This window comes from Candidatus Fusobacterium pullicola (assembly GCA_018883725.1).
Taxonomy (GTDB): domain Bacteria; phylum Fusobacteriota; class Fusobacteriia; order Fusobacteriales; family Fusobacteriaceae; genus Fusobacterium_A; species Fusobacterium_A pullicola.
Window position 1 is genome coordinate 81,671 of the sequence record JAHLFN010000068.1, and the last position, 23,584, is coordinate 105,254.

The following is a 23,584-nucleotide window of genomic DNA, read 5'->3' on the forward strand; positions in this document are numbered from 1 at the left end:
ACCTCTTAAAAATTAAAAGTGATTATATGTTATTTTTATAAAGAGTATAAAGACCTTTTATACTTAAATCAGCATGATAAACATCAATCTCATCTATCTCAGCAGAAAGAAGTTTTCCTAAACCACCAGTGGCTACAACAAAACACTCCTCTCCTACTTCTTCTTTTATTTTTCTAATAATATGTTTAATTTGACCAGCATAACCATAGAATATTCCAGATTGAATTTGTGAAATAGTATCAGAGCCTAAGGCACAATCAGGAGTTGTAAATTTTACTTTTGGAAGTTTAGCAGTATTTCCACAAAGTGCGTTTATACTCATCTCTATTCCCGGTAAGATAGCCCCCCCGATATATACATCTTTCTTTAGAACATCAAATGTTGTAGCAGTTCCTAAATCGATAATTATTAGATTTTTATTTGGATAATCCTTAAGAGCTTGAACAATATCTATTATTCTATCAGCTCCAAAACCAGTGGGATTCATATTTTTAGCGAAAGTAAATGGAAGCTTCTTTTCTAAATCTACAATCATAGGTTCAATATTGAAATATTTTCTTCCAAAAAATTGGAAAATAGTTATTAAATTTGGAACAACTGATGAAACTACAATTCCACTAACCTTTTCAATCTCTATGCCATTAAAGATAGAGATGCTTCTAAAATATGAAAAATACTCATCTTCTGTTAATTTATCGTTAGTTGAAATTCTAAAAGTAAGTAGTATTTTTCCACTCTCATCAAATAATCCAGTAACAATATGAGTATTTCCAATATCAACTGTTATAAGCATTAATTCACCACCTTAATTACTTTAAATTTTCAGGATTTAAAGCTTTTAATTCATCTAAAACAAAGATACCATCTTTTCTCACTAGGATATCATCTATCCAGATCTCTCCTCCACCAAACTCAGGTCTTTGTATAAGAACTAAATCCCAGTGAATTCCTGATTTATTACCATTATCAGCTAGTTTATAAGCTTGTCCAGGAGTAAAATGAATACTTCCAGATATTTTTTCGTCAAAAAGAGTATCTTTCATAGGTTTTAATATATAAGGGTTTACACCAAAAGCAAACTCTCCAATATATCTAGCACCTTCATCAGAATCTAAAATTTCGTTTAATTTTTTAGTATTATTAGCTGTTGCATTAATAATTTTTCCATTTTTAAATTCAAAAACTACATTTTCAAAAGTAAATCCCTCATAAATAGATGGAGTATTATATGAAATTATACCATTAACACTTTCTCTAACTGGTGCAGTATAAAGCTCCCCATCTGGAATATTTCTAAGTCCATAACATTTAACATTAGGTATTCCTTTGATAGAGAAAGATATATCAGTTCCAGGTCCAACTATTCTAACTTTATCAGATTTATTTAAAAGTGAGCTTAAGCTATCCATAGCTTTTTCCATTTTAGAATAATCTAAACAGCATACATCAAAATAAAAATCTTCAAAATTTTCTAAAGAAGTATTTGCAAGTTGAGCCATAGAGTTATTAGGATATCTAAGCACTACCCACTTCGTATTATTAACTCTCTCTTTTAAGTGTACAGGTTTCATAAATATATCAGAATACATTCTCATTTTTTCATCTGATATATCAGATAATTCAGCTGTATTGTCACTACCTCTTATACCTATATAACAATCCATATCTTTCATTCTATCTAATTCATATTTTGCCATCAATTCAAGTTGTTCTTCAGTAGAATCCTTAATAAGTTCTCTAATAACAGAGTGATCTTTTAAAGTTACGAAAGGTAGACCACCAACTTGATGTATCTCTTTAACTAGAGCTTTTGCTAGATTTCTAGGTGCATCTCCAAAAACCTCAATTAAAACTTTTTCACCTTTTTGTACTCTACAAGAGTGAGAGACTAAATTTTTTGCTAATTTTAATATTCTGCTATCCATAGCATTCACCTCATAATATTTTTTTTAATTATAGCATAGAAGCTTAAAAAATAAAATAAAAAAACCACTCATTACAATGAGTGGTGAATTTGCAAGTGGCTGGGGTGGCTGGATTCGAACCAACGCATGACGGAGTCAAAGTCCGTTGCCTTACCGCTTGGCGACACCCCAATTTTAGATGGTCGGAATAGCAAGATTCGAACTTGCGGCCCCCTGCTCCCAAGGCAGATGCGCTACCGGACTGCGCTATATTCCGTCTCATCAACGATATTATAATATCATACTTTAAAAATTTTGTCAATAAAAAAAATAACTTTTCAAAAAAAAAAATAATGGTATTATATCTAATGTAGAAAATAAAATTAAAAAGGAGTTAAATTTATGAAATATGAAGCTATAGTATGCGATTTAGATGGAACACTTTTAAATGCTGATCATAGATTAGCAGAAGAAACAAAAGAGGTTATAAAAAAGGTAAAGGATACAGGTAAGAAAATTTTTATAGCAACTGGAAGACATCATAAAGATGCACTGGAGATTAAAAAACAATTAGGGTTAGATTCTTATCTAATAAGTTCAAATGGTGCTAGAATCCATGATGAAAATAATAAAGAAATTTATGAAAGAAATTTAGATTTAGATATAGTAAACTTTATTTTAGATACCAAGTGTAGTTCAGATATTTCAAGACATATTTATACCGATGAAAAATGGTATGTAGAGGATGAAAAAGAGGAGTATAGAATATCTCATCAAGCAAGTGGATTTTTATATGAAGTAAAAGATTTTTCAAAAATAACTGGAGAAAAATTTATAAAAATATTTTTTATTAGTACAAATCAAGAGGAACTTTTAAAGTTAGAGAAATATTTTGAAAAAGAGCTGGGAGAAAAAGTTTCAATTACATTATCAGGACCAGAATGTTTAGAATTAATGGCGAAAAATGTAACAAAGGGAGAGGCTGTAAAGAATATAATGGAGAAATTAAATATCTCACTTGAAAATACTATGGCCTTTGGAGATGGACTGAATGATTATGAAATGCTTAGTGAAGTAGGAAAAGGGCTTCTTATGGGAAATTGTGCTGAAAGACTTAGAGAGAAACTTCCAAATAATGAAGTGATAGGAAAAAATACTGAAAATGGAGTAGCTAAGTATTTAAAAGAAATTTTTTTATAGGAAAATTACTCTAAGATGAGTGATTTGGAGGAGATTGATGGAAAAAGTAAAATTGGAAACAGAAAATCCTTACTATAAAAGAAATCAGATAGATAAAGTATTGAAAAAATTAGATAAGGAAAAGAGAAAAAAAGCTAGAAATAGAGGAATAATTATTTTAATAATAGTCATTGTAATAATGAGTTGTTTAAATATGATTAGTACAAGATTTTATAGTATATATTCAAATGGAATATCAGTTGTATGGAAACATTTTGTATATATTTTAGCAGGGCTTGTATGCTTTGTTATAACCTCTCAAATAAACTATAAATCTTATAATAAAAATAGAACATCTGGTCTGTTATTTCTATCTTCTATTTTGATTTTTATATCAGTTATAATAGGAAGTAAGATACCAGCTCTTCATAGAATAATTCCAGAGGTAAATGGAGGTATTGGTTGGATAAGAATAGGACCAATTAGTATACAACCTTCTGAACTTATGAAGTTACCATTTATAATAGTTATAGCACACATATTGGAAAAGTGTGAAGAGGAAAGATATGATGATAAAAGAATACTGATGACATTATGTCCTGTATTTTTCATATATATGTTACTAATAAATTTACAAAAAGATATGGGAACCTCAATACACTATATGGGAATTTTTTGTTTTATGTTATTTATGAGTAGAATCAATATGAAATACATAGTAACAGTTAGTACAGTAGTATTTACATTAATTGGAGGATTATTTTATTATGTAAATACTTTAAGTGAGTTGGGAGATAAAAGTTATAAGATAAAAAGGGTAGCTAGTTTTTTAAATGGACTTTTAAAAAACGAGTATGATTATGGTATAGGATATCAAGTTGGACAATCTCTTATTGCTTTTGGAAGTGGAGGTTTAATAGGAAAAGGATATGGAAATGGAGTACAAAAATATAAGTACTTACCAGAGATTGAAACGGATTTTATCTTAGCTTCTTATGGAGAAGAGTTAGGATTTATTGGAATGTTATTACTATTAACAATTTTTTTATTACTATTTAATATAACTCAAAGAACAGCTATGGAAACGAAGGATTATTTTGGGAAGTATTTAGCGATGGGAATTGGTGGTTATATAATAATTCAAATGATAATAAATTTATCAGTTGCATTAGGAATATTACCAGTGTTTGGAATACCAATGCCATTTTTTAGTTCGGGAGGAAGTTCTATTGTAACTGTTTTTTCTGCTTTAGGAATTATAATTAATATAAATAAGAACAGATAAAAAAAGCGTTTTATCAATGAAATTAATCTTTGATAGAACGCTTTTTTTAATTAAAATAGTGTTTTTCTAAAGTTAACGATTGGTAAAACTGGAAAAACTCCATTTTCAGCATAGTTAATAAGCCCTACTTGTAATCCCTCTAATTTTTTAGTAGCATTGATAAAACCAAGTTGTAATCCTCCTACTTGTTGAGCATAGTTAATAAATCCAAGCTGTACTAAAGCTTCTTGATTAACCATATTAAACCCTCCTAGTTGGAAAGTAGCATTTCCACCAACAGTATTTACAAGTCCTAGATTTCCTCCATTTACATCCCCTTTAACATCATTCCAAAGTGCTAATGAGATTCCTTTCATATTTCCATCTACTCTAAAAGCCTCAAAGAATAAAGAAAGGTGAAGTCCACTAAAGTTACCATTTACTTTTCTGTAACCAATAAGTGATAAATCTAGTCCTGAAACATTTTGGTTTTCTGCTCCAAGTAGGTTAAAACTGAAACCATCTATTGAATCAGTTTTAGTAGCTCCTATTTGAACACCAGGTAGGATAGAAAATTGAGCTCCTTGAGTAGCTCCAAAAGAAACTGAAGATAGTAAAGCTATTCCAGCTAATAATGATTTTAATTTCATATAAATTCCTCCATAAACAAAATTCAGTTTTTATTATAGCATATTTTTATCAAAAATAGTATAGTTAATACAGAAAAATATGTGGTATAATTGTAAGAAAAAAGATATGAAAGGAGATAATATGGGAGCGAATTGGGGACACAGTTTGAGACTTTCGATATTTGGAGAATCTCATGGTAAAGCTATAGGAATAAATATAGATGGTTTAGCAAGTGGGATAGAGTTAGATTTTGAAAGTATAGAAAAAAATATGGAGAGACGAGCTCCTGGTAGAAATAAATTTTCGACTCAAAGAAAGGAAAGTGATTCCTTTGAAATTTTAAGTGGCATATATGAGGGAAAAACAACAGGGGCACCACTTTGTGCAATAATAAGAAATGAAGATAAAAAATCAAAAGATTACTCTAAATTAAAGGAGGTAATGAGACCAAATCACAGTGATTATCCAGCCTTCATAAAGTATAAAGGAAATAATGATGTAAGAGGAGGAGGTCATTTTTCAGGGAGAATAACTGCTCCTATAGTATTTGCTGGAAGTATAGCCAAAACAATTTTAGCTAAAAAGGAGATATATGTTGGAGCTTCAATAAAAAGCATAAAAAATATCGAGGTTGAAAGTTTAAAAATGGAGGAGTTAACACTTGATACTTTTGATAAATTAGCTTATAAGGAGATGGCTATTTTAAGTGATAAAAAAATATTAGAGGTAAAGGAAGAGATTGAAAAAGCAAGAATAAATCAAGATTCTGTAGGAGGAACTATAGAATGTTTCGCAATAGGTGTACCTGCAGGCTTAGGGGAACCATTTTTTGATTCTTTAGAAAGTAGTATATCTCATTTAGCTTTCTCTATTCCAGCTGTAAAAGGGATAGAGTTTGGAAAGGGATTTGATATAACAAGATATTATGGTAGTGAAATAAAAGATGAGTATTATTATGAAGGGGAAAAAATAAAAACAAAAAGGAATAATAATGGTGGAATATTAGGTGGACTCTCAACTGGTATGCCTATTAGTTTCAGAGTTGCAATAAAACCAACACCTTCAATTTCAAAAATACAAAATACTGTAAATATAAAAACAAAGGAAAATTGTGAGCTGGTGATAGAGGGAAGACATGATCCTTGTATAGTTCCAAGAGCTGTTGTAGTAATTGAATCAGTTATGGCGATAGCATTATTAGATAAGATATATGAGGCTGGTGGTAAATATGAATAAGTACGGACTTGTGGGAAAAAAATTGGGACACTCTCTTTCACCTATAATACATAACTATGTTTTTAAAAGTTTGAAAATAGATGGGGAGTATTCACTATATGAGATAGAAGATAGTAAAAATATATTAGAGATAATGTTAAAAGAAGGTATAAAAGGATTTAATGTTACAATTCCTTATAAAGAAAGTATAATAGAACATTTGGATTATATATCTGAAGAAGCTAAAAAAATAGGAGCAGTAAATCTCGTAAAAATAGAAAATGGTAGAAGTTATGGATATAATAGTGATTACTTTGGTGTAATTGAGATGTTAAAAAAAAGTGAGGTTCAAGTAAAAAATAAGGTATGTTATATATTAGGGAGTGGAGGAGCATCTAAATCTGTTATAGTGGCTTTGAGTGATCTAGAGGCTAAGGAGATAATAGTAGTAACAAGAGATGTAGAAACAAAAAAAGAGGAGTTAGAAAAAAATTTTAAAGATATAAAAGTTGTATCATATGATGAGATTGGTATGGGTGATATCATAATAAATACAACTCCTTTAGGAATGTATCCTAATATAGATAGTACACCTGTAAATAAAGATATACTTAAAAATTTTAATGTAGCAGTTGATGTAGTTTATAATCCAAAGGTTACAAAGTTTTTAAAGGAAGCAGAGGAGATTGGATTAAAATGTGTAGATGGAATAACTATGTTAATAGCTCAAGCTATAAAAAGTGATGAGCTATGGGAGGGGATAAAAATAGATAATAGTATAGAAGATAGAATAGAAAAAATACTTTTAGAAAGATTAAAATGAGGTGAATAGAGTATGAAAATTATGGTGTTAAATGGACCAAATATAAATTTTTTAGGTATAAGGGAAAAAGAAGTATATGGTTCACAAAACTATGAAGAAATGTGTCAATATATTAAAAGAAATATAAAAAAAGAGATAGAATTAGAAATATATCAAAGTAATATAGAAGGAGAATTAATAAACTTAATTCAAAAAGCATATTTTGATAAATTTGATGGGATTGTTATTAATCCGGGAGCCTATACTCATACATCAATAGCACTATATGATGCAATAAAAAGTGTAAGTATTCCAACTATAGAAGTACATATTTCAAACGTTCATAAAAGAGAAGAATTTAGACATAAATCATTTACAGCAGCAGCTTGTATAGGTCAAATATGTGGTCTTGGTAGTGATGGATATATCTTAGCAATAGAATTTTTATATAATAAAATTATAAACAAATAGTTCTTAAAATACTGATAGAGTACTGAAATAAAAATAAAAAATAAAATTTTAAAAGAAAAAAGTTTTTATTTTGACAAAAAACGAAAAATGTGATATTCTTAACATATAAAAGAAAAAAATATCTCATATATACCTCAAATATGGTGAGGAGTTTCTAGGGTTTACCACTGTAAAAAACCGCTATGAGTTTAAAGATAATAGTTGTATGATTATTATTTTCCTCTTTGGTATGTATGATATTGTTAGGGAGGAAGAGTATGTTATTTGTTAATGAAAAGAGAAAAAAACTGAAAAATAGTTTAAAATCAATTTCTAACAAAGGCATAGTTGTAAACTTAAAAATATGTATAAGAAATGGTCTAAGTGTGTACTAATGCAGAGCATCAGTATATGTTTAGACCTTTTGTTTTAATAGAAACTTTGAGGAGGAAAATGTGAAAACTGATATTCAAATAGCTCAAGAGGCAAAAATAGAAAATATTATAGAGATAGCAAAAAAAGTAGGACTTACTGAAGATGATATAGAGCAGTATGGTAAGTATAAGGCAAAGGTTAATTTAGATGTATTAAAAAAACTTGAAAATAGAAAAGATGGGAAATTAGTATTAGTAACTGCGATTACTCCAACTCCAGCAGGAGAGGGGAAATCTACAGTAACAGTAGGACTTACTCAAGCACTAAATAAATTAGGAAAATCCTCTGTAGCTACTTTGAGAGAGCCTTCACTTGGACCTGTATTTGGAATGAAAGGAGGAGCTACTGGTGGAGGATATGCTCAAGTAATTCCAATGGAAGATATCAATTTACATTTTACTGGAGATTTACATGCTATAGGGGTAGCACATAATTTAATTGCTGCTTGTATAGATAATCATATCAACTCAGGAAATACTTTAGATATAGATATTACAAAGATATCTTGGAAAAGAGTAGTGGATATGAATGATAGAGCTTTAAGAGAGGTTGTTATAGGGCTTGGTGGAAAGGTAAATGGTGTTCCAAGAGAATCATCTTTCCAAATAACAGTAGCTTCTGAGATAATGGCTGCTCTATGTTTAGCTAATTCATTGATGGATTTAAAAGATAAGATTAGAAATATGGTATTTGGGTATTCGAAAGATGGAAAAGCTTTAACGGTTGGGGAGTTAAAAATAGAGGGAGCTGTAACAGCACTGTTGAAAGAAGCATTAAAACCAAACCTTGTTCAAACTTTAGAAAATACTCCTGTATTTATTCATGGAGGACCATTTGCTAATATAGCTCACGGTTGTAACTCAATATTAGCTACAAAATTAGCTTTAAAACTTTCAGATTACACTGTTACAGAAGCTGGATTTGCCGCTGATCTAGGAGCAGAGAAATTTTTAGATATAAAGTGTAGAAAAGGAAATCTAAAACCTAACTGTGTGGTAATAGTAGCTACAGTAAGAGCTTTGAAACATCACGGAGGAGCAAAGGAGCTTTCAGAAGAGAGTATAGAAGCTTTAGAAAAAGGAATAGCAAATTTAGATAAGCATATAGAAAATATGAAGAAGTATAACTTACCAGTTGTAGTAGCAATTAATAGATTTGTAAGTGATACAGAGAAAGAACTTGAATTTATAGAAAAACATTGTAAAAAATTAGATGTACCAGTAGCATTATGTGAGGTATGGGCAAAGGGAGGAGAAGGTGGAATTTCTCTTGCTAAGGAAGTAATTACTCAGTTAGAAAGAGAAATAGATGATTATAAACCACTTTATCCATTAGAATTAAGTATAAAAGATAAAATAGAGATAATAGCAAAAGAGATTTACGGTGCTGATGGAGTGGAATTTAGCACTGGAGCTAAAAAAATGTTAAAAACAATAGATGAGCTAGGTTATGGAGATTTACCAGTTTGTATGTCTAAAACTCAAAAATCTCTTTCAGACAATGCTGCATTAATAGGAAGACCTACAGGATTCACAGTAACAATTAATGAGTTGAGAATATCAGCAGGAGCAGGATTTATAGTGGCAATGGCAGGAGATATAATAGATATGCCAGGATTACCTAAAAAGCCAGCTGCAGAATTGATAGATATAGATGAAAATGGAAAAATAGAGGGATTATTCTAGTATAAAAAATTCTATATTAAGTTTTTCAGGAGGAGAAATGAATTACCGTATTTTTGTAGAGAAGAGACCAGGATTTGACTTAGAAGCTAAAAGACTTGAAAATGAATTAAAAGAGAGCCTTCAATTAAAGGGACTTGAAAAAGTAAGATTACTAAATTGTTATGATATTTTTAAAATAGATAGTTTAGAGTTAGAAAAAGCTAAGAAATTGATATTTTCTGAGGTAGTAACAGATATAGTAACTGAAAATTTAGAAAGTAAAGGAGCAAAATACTTTGCTATAGAGTTTTTACCAGGTCAATTTGATCAAAGAGCTGATTCAGCTATGCAATGTTTAAATTTAATATCTGATAAAAATCAAGAAACTGTAGTAACAAGTGGAAGAGTTATAATTCTTGAAGGAAATATCTCTACAGAAGATTTAGAAAGAGTAAAAAAATACTACATTAACCCAGTTGAGATGAGAGAAAAATCTCTTGAAAAATTAGAAATAGAGAGTGGAGAACAAGCTCAAGAGGTACCAGTATATAATGGGTTTATAGGATATAAAGCTGATGAACTGGAAAATTTTAGAAAAGAGTTAGGGCTTGCAATGACATTTGCAGATATAGCTTTTGTTCAAGAGTATTTTAAAAATACGGAAAGAAGAGATCCAACTGAAACAGAGATAAAAGTTTTAGATACATATTGGTCTGACCATTGTAGACATACAACTTTTGAAACTAAAATAAAAAATATAATTTTTCCAAAATCAGAATTTGGAGATACTTTACAAAAAGCTTTTGAGAATTATTTAGAAGCTAGAAAATTTGTTCATCAAGAAAAAATAGAAAAAAAATATATCTCTTTAATGGACATGGCAACAATCTGTGGTAAAGAGATGAGGAAAACAGGAAAATTAAATGATTTAGAAGTATCAGATGAGATAAATGCTTGTTCAGTGTACATAGATGTAGATGTAGATGGAAAAATTGAAAAGTGGTTATTGATGTTTAAAAATGAAACTCATAATCACCCGACAGAGATAGAACCTTTTGGTGGTGCTTCTACATGTTTAGGGGGAGCAATAAGAGATCCACTATCTGGAAGAGCATATGTTTACCAAGCTATTAGAGTGACAGGATCTGGAAATCCATTAGAGAAGTTAGAAGATACTCTTCAAGGAAAACTACCACAAAAGAAAATAACTACTGGAGCAGCGGCTGGATACTCTGCATATGGAAATCAGATAGGTCTTACTACTGGGCATGTAGCTGAGATATACCATGATGGATATAAAGCAAAAAGAATGGAGGTAGGAGCTGTTGTAGGAGCAGTACCTGCTGATTGGGTAAGAAGAGAAAGTGCTTCAACAGGAGATATAGTTGTACTTTTAGGTGGAAAAACGGGAAGAGATGGTTGTGGTGGAGCAACTGGTTCATCAAAGGAGCATACTGATGATTCTTTAAGACTTTGTGGAGCAGAGGTTCAAAAGGGAAATGCACCAGAGGAGAGAAAAATACAAAGGCTATTTAGAAATCCAGAGGTTACAAAACTTATAAAAAAATGTAATGATTTTGGAGCTGGGGGTGTATCAGTAGCAATAGGAGAATTAGCTCCAGGGCTAGATATAAATCTAGATGTAGTTCCAACAAAATATCTAGGATTGAGTGGAACAGAACTTGCTATCTCTGAATCGCAAGAGAGAATGGCAGTGGTGATAGAAGCAAAAGATAGAGATAAGTTTATAGATTTAGCAAATAGAGAGAACTTAGAAGCAACTGTGGTGGCAGTAGTTACTGATACAAATAGATTAGTATTAAATTGGAAAGGTAAAAAGATAGTTGATATCTCAAGGGAGTTTTTAGATACTAATGGAGTTACTCAAGAGAGTGAGGTAGAAGTAGAAAATATAAATTATAAGGAAAGTCCACTTGTAAATATAGAATATGATGGAAAAACTTTAGAAGAAAGATGGTATAACATGCTATCTTCACTAAATGTAGCCTCACAAAAAGGACTTATGGAGATGTTTGACTCTACAATAGGAGCAACAACTGTACTTATGCCATTTGGAGGAAAATATCAAATGACTCCAACAGATGTAAGTGTACAAAAAATTCCATTGATCAATGGAGAGACAGACACAGCATCTGCAATCACATGGGGATATAATCCGGTTTTATCATCATGGTCTCAATTTCACGGAGGAGCTTATGCAGTGGTTGAATCCTTAGCAAAGTTAGTGAGTGTTGGAGTTGATTATAAAAAAATAAGATTGTCATTCCAAGAGTACTTCCAAAAATTAGGACAAAATCCTATAAATTGGGGAAAACCTTTCTCAGCTTTATTAGGAACAATAGAGATGCAAAGAGCTTTTGAAATTCCAGCCATAGGTGGAAAAGATTCGATGAGTGGAACATTTAATGATATACACGTACCACCTACATTGATCTCATTTGCTGTAGCACCAGTAAAAGCTAGTGTAGTTATATCACCTGAATTTAAAAAATCAGGAAATAAAATCTATTTATTAAAATATCATATGCTAGAGAACTATATGCCTAATGTAGATGAATTGAAAATGAATTTTGAATATTTACATGAAAATATAATTAAAGGAAATATATTATCAGCTATGACATTAAAACATGGAGGAATAGCTGAAGCTGTAAGTAAGATGACATTAGGAAATAGAGTAGGAGCTAAAATAAAAGATCTTGGAAACGAACTATTTAAATTAGGATATGGTAGCTTTATAATTGAATCTTCAGTTGAACTTACTGGTAATAATATTGAATTAATAGGGGAGACAATATCTGAATATAAGATTATTGTTGGAGAAGTAGAGATAGATATGAGAACTGGTGAAAGGGTATGGTTAGATAAGTTATTCCCAGTATTCCCACATAAAACAGTGGAAAAGGTAGAAAAATATATTTGGACACCATATGAAAAGAAAGAGATTGTAGTTTGTAAAAATAAAGTAGCTAAACCAAGAGTTTTAGTACCAGCTTTTCCAGGAACAAACTGTGAATATGATTCAGCTAAGGTATTTGAAAAAGCTGGAGCGGAATCAAATATACTGGTATTTAGAAACTTAACTCAAGAGTATATAAATGACTCTATTGAAAAGATGGTAAAAGAGATCAATAATTCACAAATTCTTATGTTTCCAGGTGGATTTAGTGCTGGAGATGAACCAGATGGTTCTGGTAAATTTATAGCAACGGTACTTACAAATCCAAAGGTAGCAGAAGCAATTCATAAATTTTTAGAGAGAGATGGACTTATCTTAGGAATATGTAATGGATTCCAAGCTTTAATAAAATCAGGATTATTACCATATGGAGAAATTGGTAAAATAACTGAAAATTCTCCAACTCTTACATTCAATAAAATAGGAAGACATATCTCTCAAATGGTAAAAACTAAAGTTACTTCAAATAAATCACCTTGGCTTGCAGGAATAGAAGTAGGATCAGAGTTTGAAATAGCTGTATCACATGGGGAAGGAAGATTCTTTGCAAGTGATGAAGTAATTAAAAAGTTGTTTGAGAATGGACAGGTAGCAACTCAATATGTAAACTTTGAAGGAGAGCCAACAAATGAATTTAGATTTAATCCAAATGGATCAAGCTTTGCTATAGAAGGAATAATATCACCAGATGGAAGAGTATTTGGTAAAATGGGACATACAGAGAGAATCGGTAATAATGTATATAAAAATATAATTGGGAATAAGGAGCAAAAAATATTTGAAAATGGAGTAAAATATTTTAAATAGGAGGAATTATGAAAGTAGCTATTATTTTCGGAAGTAAATCAGATACAGAGAAGATGAGAGGTGCTGCAAACTGTTTAAAGGAATTTGGGATAGAGTATTCAGCTCATATACTTTCAGCTCATAGAGTACCTGAAAAATTAGAAGAGACACTAGAGTTATTGGAGATAGAGGGATATGAGGTAATAATAGCAGGAGCTGGGCTTGCGGCTCATCTCCCTGGGGTTATTGCTTCAAAAACTACACTACCAGTTATAGGAGTACCTATTGAAGCGGCTTTTGATGGAATGGATGCATTATTATCAATAGTACAGATGCCTAAATCAATACCAGTAGCAACTGTAGGGGTAAATAACTCATATAATGCAGGTATGTTAGCTGTTCAGATGTTAGCACTAAAATCACCAGAATTAAAAGAGAAATTAAGAGAGTATAGAAAAGAGATGAAAGCCAAATTTATAGCAGATAATGAAGGTGGAGTAGAGCTATAAAATTAAGTTTAATAAAAATAGTAAAAATAAGTTATAAAAAATATTAAAAGTATCTCAGGAGGAGTTAAGATGTCAGTAGAAAGAAAAGATTTTATTTATGAAGGTAAAGCTAAACAAGTATATTCAACAACAGATGAAAATTTAGTAATAATCCACTATAAAGATGATGCTACTGCAGGAAATGGAGCTAAAAAAGGTACAATAGAAAATAAAGGAATCTTAAATAATAAGATAACTGCGATGCTATTTAAAATGTTAGAGAAGAATGGAATAAAGACTCACTTAGTTGATGTTTTAAATGATAGAGATCAACTTTGTCAAAAAGTAAAAATATTCCCATTAGAAGTAATAGTAAGAAATGTAATAGCTGGATCTATGGCAGCAAGAGTAGGGATTCCAGAAGGAACTAAACCATCAAATACAATATTTGAAATATGTTATAAAAATGATGCCTATGGAGATCCATTAATTAATGATCACCACGCAGTGGCCTTAGGACTTTGTACTTATGAGGAATTAGCTGAAATTTATAGAATAACTGGACAAATTGATAACCTATTAAAAGATGCTTTTGATAAAATTGGAATAACTCTAGTAGATTTCAAAATAGAGTTTGGAAAAAATTCAAAAGGAGAGATATTGTTAGCTGATGAAATAACTCCTGATACATGTAGATTATGGGATAAGGAAACTGGTAAAAAGCTAGATAAAGATAGATTTAGAAGAGATCTTGGAGGAATAGAAGAGGCTTATATAGAAGTATTAAAGAGATTGGGGGCTTAATGATGAACTGCACAGAAATTCTAATGGCTAGAGATAAAATGGAAGAGGAGTGTGGAGTATTTGGAATATATTCAAAGGATAGAAGTGAAGTAGCACAGATAACTTACTATGGATTATATGCTCTTCAACATAGAGGTCAAGAGAGTGCAGGAATATCTGTTTCCAACTTTGGTGAGATAGTTACATATAAGGGAATGGGACTTACTGCTGATGTTTTTACTTCAAAAACATTGGAAAATCTTGTGGGAAATGCTGCTATAGGACATGTTAGATACTCTACAACTGGAGCAAGTAAATTAGAGAATGCTCAACCTCTTGAGAGTAGATACAAATTGGGGCAAATAGCAGTAGCTCATAATGGAAATTTAACAAATGCCAAGATAATAAGAGAGTTATTAGAAGATGGAGGATCAACATTTAATACTACTATAGACTCAGAAGTTATTATAAAAATGATAGCTAGAAAGGCAAATGGAAATGTAGAAGATGCTATAAGAAGTACAGTAGGAGCTATTAAAGGAGCTTATGCTCTAGTGATATTAGCAGGAAATAAATTAGTTGGAGTTAGAGATCCATATGGAATAAGACCTCTTTGCTTGGGAATAAATGAAAATGGAGACTACATATTAGCTTCAGAATCATGTGCTATAGATGCTGTAGGTGGAACTTTAATTAGAGATATACTTCCTGGAGAAATGGTAATAATAGATGAAAATGGAGTAAAATCTATAAAATACTCTGAGAACAATAAAAAAGCCCCATGCTCTTTTGAACATATATACTTTGCTAGACCTGATAGTATAATAGATGGATTAAATGTGTATGAATCTAGAGTAGAGGCTGGAAGATTATTAGCTAAACAAATGAAGGTGGAGGCAGATGTTGTAATAGGAGTTCCAGACTCTGGGGTTCCAGCAGCTATTGGATTTGCTGAAGCAAGTGGAATACCCTATGCAATAGGACTTGTAAAAAATAAGTATATAGGAAGGACATTTATAAAGCCTACCCAAGCTCTTAGAGAGCAAGCTGTAATGGTAAAATTAAATCCATTAAAGGTAAACTTAGAGGGAAAAAGAGTAGTAATTATTGATGACTCTCTAGTAAGAGGAACAACGAGTAAGATTTTAATAGAGATAATTAGAAAGGCAGGAGCTAAGGAAGTACATTTCCGTTCAGCTTCTCCAGCTGTTAAACACTCTTGTTATTTTGGAATAGATACAGCTCATAGAGAGGAATTAATAGCTTCTAGATTATCAGTAGAAGAGATAAGAAAAGAGATAAATGCAGATACACTTGATTATTTAACAATGGAAAATATGTTAAAATCCTTAAAGGGTTGCAATTATTGTGTAGGATGTTTTAATGGTGAGTATCCAGTAGATACACCAACAGAAGAGTAAAAAAGTTATTAAAAAATAATTTCAATTTTGGAGGAAAAAATGGCAATTTCATATAAAGAAGCAGGAGTAGATAAAGAGGAAGGATACAGAGCAGTAGAGCTTATGAAAAAAGCAGTTGCTAAGACAATGAATAATAATGTACTAAATGGATTAGGAAGCTTTGGAGCTATGTATGAGTTAGGAAAGTATGAAAATCCTGTATTGGTTTCTGGAACTGATGGAGTAGGAACAAAGTTAGAAGTAGCTCTTACTACTAAAAAATATGGTACTGTTGGGATAGATGCAGTAGCTATGTGTGTAAATGATGTATTGTGCCATGGGGCAAAACCAATATTCTTTTTAGATTACTTAGCTTGTGGAAAGTTAGATGCAGAAGTAGCTGCTGAATTAGTTTCTGGAGTAGCCGAGGGGTGTTATCAAGCTGGAGCAGCACTTATAGGTGGAGAAACAGCTGAAATGCCTGGTTTTTATAAAGTTGGAGATTATGATATAGCTGGTTTCTGTGTTGGGGTTGTTGAAAAATCCAAAATTGTAAATGGGAGTACAACATCAGAGGGAGATGTTTTAATAGCTATTCCATCTTCTGGGATACATAGTAATGGATTTTCGTTAGTGAGAAAAGTAATAACTGATTATTCTAAAGAATATAATGGAAAACCAATAAGTGAGACACTTCTTACTCCTACAAAAATATATGTAAAACCAGTTCTTGCAGTATTAGAGAAATACAATGTAAAAGGTATGGCACATATAACTGGAGGGGGATTACCAGAAAATCTACCAAGAACAATAAGTGAAGGACATCAACCAGTAGTATTAAAAGAGAAATTAAGAGTATTAGATATTTTCAAATATATCCAAAAAGAGGGAGATATCTCTGAAGAGGAGATGTATGGAACCTTTAATATGGGAGTAGGATTTGTATTAGTAGTAGATCCTAAAGATAAAGATGGAGTGATAGAAGAGCTTGCAAAACATGGAGAAGAAGCTTTTGAAATAGGATATGTTCAAAAGGGAGATAAGGGACTATGTTTAAGATAGGAGTTTTAGTATCTGGTGGAGGAAGCAATCTACAATCAATAATTAATAAATCTCAAAGTGGAGAGTTACAATGTAAAGTTGAAGTTGTAATTGGAGATAGAGAGTGTTATGGAGTAGAGAGAGCTAAAAAAGCTGGAATAGATGGATATATCTTAGATAGAAAGGTTCTAAAAAAAGAGCTGTGTAGAGCAATAGATAAAATAGTAACAGAAAAAAGTATTGATTTGATAGTTTTAGCTGGCTTTTTATCTATTATTGATGAAGAGTTTGTCAATAAATGGAAGGGAAAAATAATCAATATTCATCCTTCACTTCTTCCAAAATTTGGTGGACCTGGAATGTATGGAATAAAGGTACATGAGGCAGTGTTAAATGCTGGTGAAAAAGAGAGTGGTTGTACAGTTCATTATGTAGATATTGGAGTAGATAGTGGAGAGATAATTGCTCAAAAAAAGGTAGCAGTTTTAGAAGGAGATACTCCAGAGGTATTACAAAAAAGAGTTTTAGTAGAGGAACATAAACTATTACCAGAATCTATTGCAAAGATCATTTTAGAGAGAAAATAAAGGAGTCTATATACAATGAAAAGAGCATTAATATCAGTTTTCGATAAAAATGGAATATTAGAATTTGCACAATTCTTAGTAAAAAAAGGTATTGAAATAATATCAACAGGAGGAACTTATAGATATTTAAAAGAAAATAATGTTCCTGTAATAGAGGTAGCTGAGCTTACAAAAGCTCCAGAGATGTTAGATGGAAGAGTAAAAACTTTACATCCAGTAATACATGGGGGAATTTTAGCTATAAGAGATAATGAAGAACATATGGCTACTATAAAAGAGAGAGGAATAGAAACTATTGATATGGTAGTTGTAAATCTATATCCATTTTTTAAGAAGGTAAATGAGGATTTAACTTTTGAAGAAAAAGTTGAATTTATAGATATTGGTGGACCTACAATGTTAAGATCAGCAGCTAAATCTTTTAAAGATGTAGTAGTAATAAGTGACACGGTTGATTATGAAACGGTTATGAAAGAGATGGAAGCTGGAGAGGTAAGTTTTGAAACTAGAAAAAGACTTGCTGGAAAAGTTTTTAACTTAACATCAGCTTATGATGCAGCTATATCTAATTTTTTACTAGGAGATGAGATGCCACACTATTTAAATGCTTCTTACGAAAAAGTAATGGATTTAAGATATGGAGAGAATCCACATCAAAAAGCAGCTTATTATGTTTCTACTACTGATAATGGGGCTATGAAAGATTTTGAACAATTAAATGGAAAAGAGCTATCATTTAATAATATAAGAGATATGGATGTAGCTTGGAAAGTTGTTTGTGAATTTGAAGAACCAGCTTGTTGTGGAGTAAAACACTCTACTCCATGTGGAGCAGCAATTGGGAAAAATATTCACGAAGCTTATGTAAAAGCTTATGAGTGTGATCCTATATCTATTTTTGGTGGAATAGTAGCTCTTAATAAAGAGGTTGATAGAGCAACAGCTGAAGAGCTGGTAAAAATATTCTTAGAAATAGTTATAGCTCCAAGTTTTACTGAAGAAGCTTTAGAAGTATTAAGAACTAAGAAAAATTTAAGAGTAATCAAATGTAATCATAAACCAATGGATAGAGTAAATCTTGTAAAAGTAGATGGTGGAATTTTAGTTCAAGATGAAGATTTAAGTTTTTCGACTAATTATGAAACTGTTACAGAGAAATCACCAACTGAAGCTGAAGTGAGTGACTTAGATTTTGGAATGAGAATAGTAAAACATGTTAAATCAAATGCTATTGTAGTGGCTAAGGATAAAATGGCTATCGGAATAGGAAATGGAGAAACAAATAGAATTTGGCCTACTGAACAGGCAATAGAGAGAGCTGGAGATAGAATAGAGGGAGCGATACTTGCTTCTGATGCTTTCTTCCCATTTAGAGATGTAGTGGATACTTGTGCAAAACATGGAATTAAAGCTATAATTCAACCGGGAGGTTCTATTAGAGATAAAGAATCTATAGAGGCTTGTAATGAGCATGGAATAGCTATGATATTCAGTGGAATGAGACATTTCAAACACTAATTTGCAAAATTATTAAAAAATTAAAAAGAAATTAAAATTCTTTGAGTTTTCTTAGTCAAATTTTGTAGTTGATCAATCTATAAGGAGAAGAGAGAATGAAAATATTAGTAGTTGGAAGCGGTGGAAGAGAACATACTATCTGTTGGAAAGTAAGTCAAAATGAGAAGGTAGAAAAAGTTTATTGTGCTCCTGGAAATGGAGGAACAGAACTACTTGAAAAGGGAGAGAATGTAAATCTAAATGGTGTAGATGAAATTCTTAATTTTGTTAAAGAAAAAAATATAGATTTAACTATTGTTGGAAGTGAAGAGCTTTTAGTAGATGGTATAGTTGATAAATTCCAAGCTGAAGGATTAAGAATTTTTGGACCAGATAAAAAAGCTGCATTACTTGAAGGCTCAAAAGCTTTTGCTAAAGATTTTATGAAAAAATATGGAGTAAAAACAGCAGCTTATGAAGTGTTCAATGAAGCTGATAAAGCTAAAGAGTACATAAAAACATGTGATTTTCCATTGGTAGTAAAAGCTAGTGGACTTGCTGCTGGAAAGGGAGTTCTTATTTGTCAAAATCTTGAAGAGGCATTAAAAGCTGTAGATGAGATAATGATTGATAAAGTTTTTAATAGTGCTGGAGAGCAAATAGTAGTTGAAGAGTTCTTAGATGGAGTGGAAGCTTCTATCTTATCAGTAACAGATTCTAATACTATACTTCCTTTTATTTCAGCTAAGGACCATAAGAAGATAGGGGAAAAGGAAACAGGACTTAACACTGGTGGAATGGGAACAATTGCTCCAAATCCTTATGTAACCAAAGAGGTTTATGATAAATTTATAACTGAGATAATGAATCCTACTCTTGAAGGAATAAAAGCTGAAGGAATGGATTTTGCTGGATTTATCTTCTTTGGACTTATGATAACTTCAAAGGGAGTTTATCTACTTGAATACAATATGAGATTGGGAGATCCAGAAACACAAGTTGTCTTACCACTGTTAGAATCAGATTTCATAACTTTATTAGAGAATGGAATAAATAAGAAACTTTCTACTACTGAGGTAAAGTGGAGTACTAAATCGGCCTGTTGTGTAGTGCTTGCATCTGGGGGATACCCTGAAAAATACAATAAAGGTTATGAGATAACTGGAATGGATAAGGTAGAGAATATGGTGTTTGTAGCGGGAGCTAAAATTGAAAATGGAAAACTTCTTACAAATGGAGGCAGGGTAATCAATGTGGTAGCACTAGGAGATACTCTCGAAGAAGCTAGAGCTAAAGCTTATTATGATGCTGAACAAGTAAATTTTGAAAAGAAATATTTCAGAAAAGATATCGGAGTATTATATAGATAAAAAATATTTTAATTAAAAGGAGTTGTGTAGAAATAATCTACTTAACTCCTTTTTGTATTAAAAAAGTCTAGTTATTAGTCAGTTTTGTTTTATTAAATTAAAAAAATGTGATATAATATTTGACGAGACTAAAGTGTTTTTAGTTTTTAAAAGATAAAAAGTATTTAGGAGGGATTTATAATGAGAATGTTTCGGCAGCGTAATGAGAAGTTTTTGAGAGGAGGAAATAAATTAAAAAAAGAGAAATGAAGTAAAAAGGATGGTAGAAAATATGAATAAAAAAACATTATCTATAACAATATCAGCAATGGGAATAGGATTAAATATAGTATTAGCAGTTTTAGCTAAAACTTTTGCAATTCCATTTTTATTTTTTGATACTATTGGAACAATTTTAGCTGGAGTACTTTTAGGACCATTTTTTGGTGGGATTACAGGGCTTATAACAAATGTATTAACATCTATTGTGAATAATCCTGTTGAATTACCTTATGCTATAGTGAATATGGTAATAGGAATATTTGTAGGTTGTATAGCTAGAAAATATGTTTTTAATGTAAAAACTGCGATCATAACAGGACTTATTTTATCAGTATTAGCTCCACTTATAGGAACTCCTATTACTGTATATTTATTTGGTGGATTAGCAGGTGGAACTTTAGATATATTTGTAGGTTGGTTAGCTAAAAGTGGGCAAAAAATATTTACAGCAGCTTTTATTCCAAGGGTATTGTCAAATGTTATAGATAAAAGTGTTTCGTGTGTTATAGTTGCCTTAATAATTCAAAAATTGCCTCAAAATATAAAAAGAGAGTTGAATATAAATGAATAGAGGAAGAAAAATTTTAGTTCTTTCTCATTGTATCTTGAATCAAAACTCTGTTGTTTTACCTTATGGAAGAAAAATGTTGGATTTTCAAAAATTAATAAATTATTGTTTGGAAAATAATATAGGTTTAATTCAACTTCCATGTCCAGAGTTTAAACAGTTAGGTTTAAAAAGATGGGGACATTTAAAAACACAATTAGATTACACTGGTTATAGAAATTTATGTAAAAAATTATTAATTCCTATAGTAGAAGAAGTAGAAGATTATTTAGCAAATGATTATAAAGTTTTAGGAGTTTGTGGAATAAAAGGAAGTCCTACATGTGGAGTTACACTAACTTGTGTAGGAGATTGGCAAGGAGAAGTAAGTACATATAAAAATATAGAAGATGCAACAGCTAAGGTCAAGATGGTAGAAGAAAAGGGAATATTAATGGAAATTTTCCAAGAATTAGTAAAAGATAGAGGAATAAATATAAATTTCTTTGATTTTGATAACTGGAGGGAAAATATTGATAGAGATTAAAAATATTGATTTTTCATATTATGAGAGAGAAGTATTTAAGAATTTTTCTTTAAAGTTAGAAAAGGGAAAATTTTATATTCTAATAGGAAAAAATGGTACAGGTAAATCTACATTAGTAAAACTTCTACTTGGTATAGAGAAGATTCAAAAAGGTGAGATACTGCTAGATGGGAAAAGTTTACTAGATAATCTCTATGAGGTAAGAAAAGAGATAGGAATGGTTTTTCAAAATCCTGATGAACAAATAGTTTCTGAAAGAATAGATGAGGAATTAGCTTTTGCAATGGAGAATTATGGTTATTCTTCTGAAGAGATGAGAAAAAGAATAGATGAAGTTTTAAAAGCTATAAACCTTCTTGAAAAAAGAAAATTTAGAATATCTCAGCTCTCAGGAGGAGAGAAGCAAAGATTATGTATAGGTTCAGCTTTAGTATTGAAGCCAAAGGTTTTAATTTTAGATGAAGGTACAGCTATGCTAGATGAAAGAAATAGGGATAGGATAATGCTATTGTTAGAAAGCTTAAAAAATAGTGGAACAACAATAATTTTAATAAGTCATCATTTAAATGAATTAAAATATGTAGATGAAGTGATTTATTTGAAAGAGAAGGGTATTTGGCAAGGAGAAAGAGATATTTTTTTAAAGGAAATTATTGAAGGAAATTTAGGAGAAACATTAGAACTTCCACCAAATTTTTATATAGCCAGAGAGATATTTAGAAAAAAGGGAGTAGATATAACGGCTGATCTTTTTAATAATGAGGAGGTGGCTGAGTATTTATGGAAATTAAGCTTGAAAAAATAATTTCTGGATATAGCAGTGAGTATCTAAAAGATATAGATATATCTTTTTCAAGTAATGATTGGATTTTCTTCATTGGAGAGACAGGAAGCGGAAAATCTACTCTTCTTCAAACTATAGCTTATTTAACAAAAATATTTCAAGGAAAATATTATTTTAACGGAAAAGAGTTAGGAAATAAAGAAAGTTTAAAAGAATTTAGAGATAAAATCGGAGTGATGTTTCAATATACAGAGAAACAATTTTTTTGTAATAGTGTAAAGGAAGAAATAACTTATACATTAAGAAGAAAAAAAGTTTCGGGTATTGAAATAGAAAAGAGATTAGAAGAGATAATAGAACTTTTAAATTTTCCAAAAGAAATTTTAAAAAACTCACCTTTCGAAATAAGTGGTGGTCAGAAAAGATTTACAGCTTTAGCTTCAATATTAATAAACGAACCAAAGATATTAATATTAGATGAACCTACTGCTGGGCTAGATATAGAAAATAAAAGAGTTTTTTATAATGTTTTAGAGAAGTTAAATAGTTCAGGTATAATGATAATTCAAAGTTCACATACATTAGAAGATGTATTAAAATATGGAAAAAGAGTGATAAAACTTGAAAATGGAAGGATTGTAAAGAATGGAAATCCAAAAGATATTTTATTGGAAGAAAAAAGTGAAAGTATAGATATTTTTAGAAGATTATCACAAAAAGGTATTGATTTATCAAAAATATATTCTATCGAGCAACTATGCGAGGTGATGTTAGGTGAATGAATATGATCCTAGAACACTTTTTTTTACAACAATTATGTATATAATTTTATTAGCTATAACAAAAACATATTTAGGAGTTTTATTTATACTTCCATTTTTACTAGGTCATATATTAATTTTCTCAATTAAGTTAGAAAATTTAAGAAAAGTTTTAAAATATTCAATAACATTATTTTTATCAATTGTAT

Annotated in this window: 22 protein-coding genes, 2 tRNA genes and 1 riboswitch; of the genes, 19 read left to right on the forward strand and 5 right to left on the reverse strand. The window is 30.7% G+C overall.

Annotated elements, in window-relative coordinates:
* Positions 1–22 precede the first annotated feature (22 nt).
* The 4 genes from IAA47_07575 to IAA47_07590 all read right to left on the reverse strand — a co-directional run bounded on the left by IAA47_07575 (position 23) and on the right by IAA47_07590 (position 2,181).
* A complete protein-coding gene (locus IAA47_07575) occupies positions 23–793 on the reverse strand; it encodes a type III pantothenate kinase (GenBank protein ID MBU3842825.1) in 771 nt (256 codons plus the stop codon).
* Positions 794–809: 16 nt separating this feature from the next.
* The gene (locus IAA47_07580) at positions 810–1,925 is read right to left on the reverse strand and encodes an aminopeptidase (protein ID MBU3842826.1); all 1,116 of its coding nucleotides are present in this window, start codon (positions 1,923–1,925) and stop codon (positions 810–812) included.
* A gap of 96 nt (positions 1,926–2,021) precedes the next feature.
* Positions 2,022–2,096 (reverse strand) — tRNA-Gln (locus IAA47_07585).
* 8 nt (positions 2,097–2,104) lie between these two features.
* Positions 2,105–2,181, reverse strand: a tRNA-Pro gene (locus IAA47_07590).
* Positions 2,182–2,306: 125 nt separating this feature from the next.
* Here IAA47_07590 and IAA47_07595 point away from each other — a divergent pair.
* Together IAA47_07595 and IAA47_07600 are read left to right on the forward strand one after the other, a co-directional pair.
* Positions 2,307–3,104 carry a Cof-type HAD-IIB family hydrolase gene (locus IAA47_07595; GenBank protein ID MBU3842827.1) on the forward strand — a complete coding sequence of 266 codons (798 nt, stop codon included), beginning with the start codon at positions 2,307–2,309 and terminating at the stop codon, positions 3,102–3,104.
* A 37-nt stretch (positions 3,105–3,141) separates the two neighbouring features.
* A complete protein-coding gene (locus tag IAA47_07600) occupies positions 3,142–4,368 on the forward strand; it encodes an FtsW/RodA/SpoVE family cell cycle protein (protein MBU3842828.1) in 1,227 nt (408 codons plus the stop codon).
* A gap of 50 nt (positions 4,369–4,418) precedes the next feature.
* On the opposite strand, the gene IAA47_07605 is transcribed toward IAA47_07600, so the two are convergent.
* The gene (locus IAA47_07605) at positions 4,419–4,997 is read right to left on the reverse strand and encodes a phaC PHA synthase (GenBank protein ID MBU3842829.1); all 579 of its coding nucleotides are present in this window, start codon (positions 4,995–4,997) and stop codon (positions 4,419–4,421) included.
* A gap of 121 nt (positions 4,998–5,118) precedes the next feature.
* On the opposite strand from IAA47_07605, the gene aroC reads away from it, so the two are divergent.
* The 17 genes from aroC to IAA47_07690 all read left to right on the forward strand — a co-directional run.
* Positions 5,119–6,213 (forward strand): chorismate synthase, encoded by a 1,095-nt coding sequence (aroC, locus tag IAA47_07610; protein ID MBU3842830.1) that lies wholly within the window; start codon positions 5,119–5,121, stop codon positions 6,211–6,213.
* Entirely contained in the window at positions 6,206–7,015 is an 810-nt protein-coding gene (gene aroE / locus IAA47_07615) for a shikimate dehydrogenase (protein MBU3842831.1), read from the forward strand. Before aroC ends, aroE begins: the two co-directional genes overlap by 8 nt.
* Before the next feature lie 12 nt (positions 7,016–7,027).
* On the forward strand, positions 7,028–7,465 hold the full coding sequence (gene aroQ, locus IAA47_07620; protein MBU3842832.1) for a type II 3-dehydroquinate dehydratase: 438 nt from the start codon (positions 7,028–7,030) through the stop codon (positions 7,463–7,465).
* Positions 7,466–7,568: 103 nt separating this feature from the next.
* Positions 7,569–7,668: riboswitch (purine riboswitch) on the forward strand.
* Between the two features lie 231 nt (positions 7,669–7,899).
* Positions 7,900–9,564 (forward strand): formate--tetrahydrofolate ligase, encoded by a 1,665-nt coding sequence (locus IAA47_07625; protein MBU3842833.1) that lies wholly within the window; start codon positions 7,900–7,902, stop codon positions 9,562–9,564.
* Positions 9,565–9,601: 37 nt separating this feature from the next.
* Positions 9,602–13,330 (forward strand): phosphoribosylformylglycinamidine synthase, encoded by a 3,729-nt coding sequence (locus tag IAA47_07630; protein MBU3842834.1) that lies wholly within the window; start codon positions 9,602–9,604, stop codon positions 13,328–13,330.
* A gap of 8 nt (positions 13,331–13,338) precedes the next feature.
* Positions 13,339–13,818 (forward strand): 5-(carboxyamino)imidazole ribonucleotide mutase, encoded by a 480-nt coding sequence (gene purE, locus IAA47_07635; GenBank protein ID MBU3842835.1) that lies wholly within the window; start codon positions 13,339–13,341, stop codon positions 13,816–13,818.
* Positions 13,819–13,887: 69 nt separating this feature from the next.
* Positions 13,888–14,601 (forward strand): phosphoribosylaminoimidazolesuccinocarboxamide synthase, encoded by a 714-nt coding sequence (locus IAA47_07640; protein MBU3842836.1) that lies wholly within the window; start codon positions 13,888–13,890, stop codon positions 14,599–14,601.
* Positions 14,602–14,603: 2 nt separating this feature from the next.
* Positions 14,604–16,001, forward strand: coding sequence for an amidophosphoribosyltransferase (locus IAA47_07645; protein MBU3842837.1), 1,398 nt, complete (start codon positions 14,604–14,606; stop codon positions 15,999–16,001).
* 39 nt (positions 16,002–16,040) lie between these two features.
* Positions 16,041–17,042: a phosphoribosylformylglycinamidine cyclo-ligase gene (gene purM, locus IAA47_07650; protein MBU3842838.1), complete on the forward strand. Its 1,002-nt coding sequence runs from the start codon at positions 16,041–16,043 to the stop codon at positions 17,040–17,042.
* The gene (locus IAA47_07655) at positions 17,030–17,608 is read left to right on the forward strand and encodes a phosphoribosylglycinamide formyltransferase (protein ID MBU3842839.1); all 579 of its coding nucleotides are present in this window, start codon (positions 17,030–17,032) and stop codon (positions 17,606–17,608) included. Before purM ends, IAA47_07655 begins: the two co-directional genes overlap by 13 nt.
* Before the next feature lie 15 nt (positions 17,609–17,623).
* Positions 17,624–19,126, forward strand: coding sequence for a bifunctional phosphoribosylaminoimidazolecarboxamide formyltransferase/IMP cyclohydrolase (purH, locus tag IAA47_07660; protein MBU3842840.1), 1,503 nt, complete (start codon positions 17,624–17,626; stop codon positions 19,124–19,126).
* Positions 19,127–19,221: 95 nt separating this feature from the next.
* Positions 19,222–20,475, forward strand: a complete 1,254-nt coding sequence (gene purD, locus IAA47_07665; GenBank protein MBU3842841.1) for a phosphoribosylamine--glycine ligase — start codon at positions 19,222–19,224, stop codon at positions 20,473–20,475.
* Positions 20,476–20,746: 271 nt separating this feature from the next.
* Complete coding sequence (locus IAA47_07670) at positions 20,747–21,307, forward strand: ECF transporter S component (protein ID MBU3842842.1); 561 nt, start codon at positions 20,747–20,749, stop codon at positions 21,305–21,307.
* The gene (locus IAA47_07675; protein MBU3842843.1) at positions 21,300–21,830 is read left to right on the forward strand and encodes a hypothetical protein; all 531 of its coding nucleotides are present in this window, start codon (positions 21,300–21,302) and stop codon (positions 21,828–21,830) included. The genes IAA47_07670 and IAA47_07675 overlap by 8 nt, the downstream gene beginning before the upstream one ends.
* Positions 21,817–22,635, forward strand: a complete 819-nt coding sequence (locus tag IAA47_07680; GenBank protein ID MBU3842844.1) for an ATP-binding cassette domain-containing protein — start codon at positions 21,817–21,819, stop codon at positions 22,633–22,635. Before IAA47_07675 ends, IAA47_07680 begins: the two co-directional genes overlap by 14 nt.
* Entirely contained in the window at positions 22,611–23,396 is a 786-nt protein-coding gene (locus IAA47_07685) for an energy-coupling factor ABC transporter ATP-binding protein (GenBank protein MBU3842845.1), read from the forward strand. The genes IAA47_07680 and IAA47_07685 overlap by 25 nt, the downstream gene beginning before the upstream one ends.
* Positions 23,389–23,584 (forward strand): hypothetical protein (locus tag IAA47_07690; protein ID MBU3842846.1); only part of this gene is annotated, 196 nt, incomplete at its 3' end. The genes IAA47_07685 and IAA47_07690, both read left to right, overlap by 8 nt.

Coding starts and splice junctions, on each gene's coding strand:
- IAA47_07630 (MBU3842834.1), top strand. CDS start 9,602: ATGAATTACCGTATTTTTGTAGAGAAGAGACCAGGATTTGACTTAGAA.
- IAA47_07645 (MBU3842837.1), top strand. CDS start 14,604: ATGAACTGCACAGAAATTCTAATGGCTAGAGATAAAATGGAAGAGGAG.
- aroE (MBU3842831.1), top strand. CDS start 6,206: ATGAATAAGTACGGACTTGTGGGAAAAAAATTGGGACACTCTCTTTCA.
- purD (MBU3842841.1), top strand. CDS start 19,222: ATGAAAATATTAGTAGTTGGAAGCGGTGGAAGAGAACATACTATCTGT.
- IAA47_07600 (MBU3842828.1), top strand. CDS start 3,142: ATGGAAAAAGTAAAATTGGAAACAGAAAATCCTTACTATAAAAGAAAT.
- IAA47_07605 (MBU3842829.1), bottom strand. CDS start 4,997: ATGAAATTAAAATCATTATTAGCTGGAATAGCTTTACTATCTTCAGTT.
- IAA47_07640 (MBU3842836.1), top strand. CDS start 13,888: ATGTCAGTAGAAAGAAAAGATTTTATTTATGAAGGTAAAGCTAAACAA.
- IAA47_07580 (MBU3842826.1), bottom strand. CDS start 1,925: ATGGATAGCAGAATATTAAAATTAGCAAAAAATTTAGTCTCTCACTCT.
- aroC (MBU3842830.1), top strand. CDS start 5,119: ATGGGAGCGAATTGGGGACACAGTTTGAGACTTTCGATATTTGGAGAA.
- IAA47_07575 (MBU3842825.1), bottom strand. CDS start 793: ATGCTTATAACAGTTGATATTGGAAATACTCATATTGTTACTGGATTA.
- IAA47_07685 (MBU3842845.1), top strand. CDS start 22,611: ATGGAAATTAAGCTTGAAAAAATAATTTCTGGATATAGCAGTGAGTAT.
- purE (MBU3842835.1), top strand. CDS start 13,339: ATGAAAGTAGCTATTATTTTCGGAAGTAAATCAGATACAGAGAAGATG.
- purM (MBU3842838.1), top strand. CDS start 16,041: ATGGCAATTTCATATAAAGAAGCAGGAGTAGATAAAGAGGAAGGATAC.
- IAA47_07595 (MBU3842827.1), top strand. CDS start 2,307: ATGAAATATGAAGCTATAGTATGCGATTTAGATGGAACACTTTTAAAT.
- purH (MBU3842840.1), top strand. CDS start 17,624: ATGAAAAGAGCATTAATATCAGTTTTCGATAAAAATGGAATATTAGAA.
- aroQ (MBU3842832.1), top strand. CDS start 7,028: ATGAAAATTATGGTGTTAAATGGACCAAATATAAATTTTTTAGGTATA.
- IAA47_07675 (MBU3842843.1), top strand. CDS start 21,300: ATGAATAGAGGAAGAAAAATTTTAGTTCTTTCTCATTGTATCTTGAAT.
- IAA47_07655 (MBU3842839.1), top strand. CDS start 17,030: ATGTTTAAGATAGGAGTTTTAGTATCTGGTGGAGGAAGCAATCTACAA.
- IAA47_07670 (MBU3842842.1), top strand. CDS start 20,747: ATGAATAAAAAAACATTATCTATAACAATATCAGCAATGGGAATAGGA.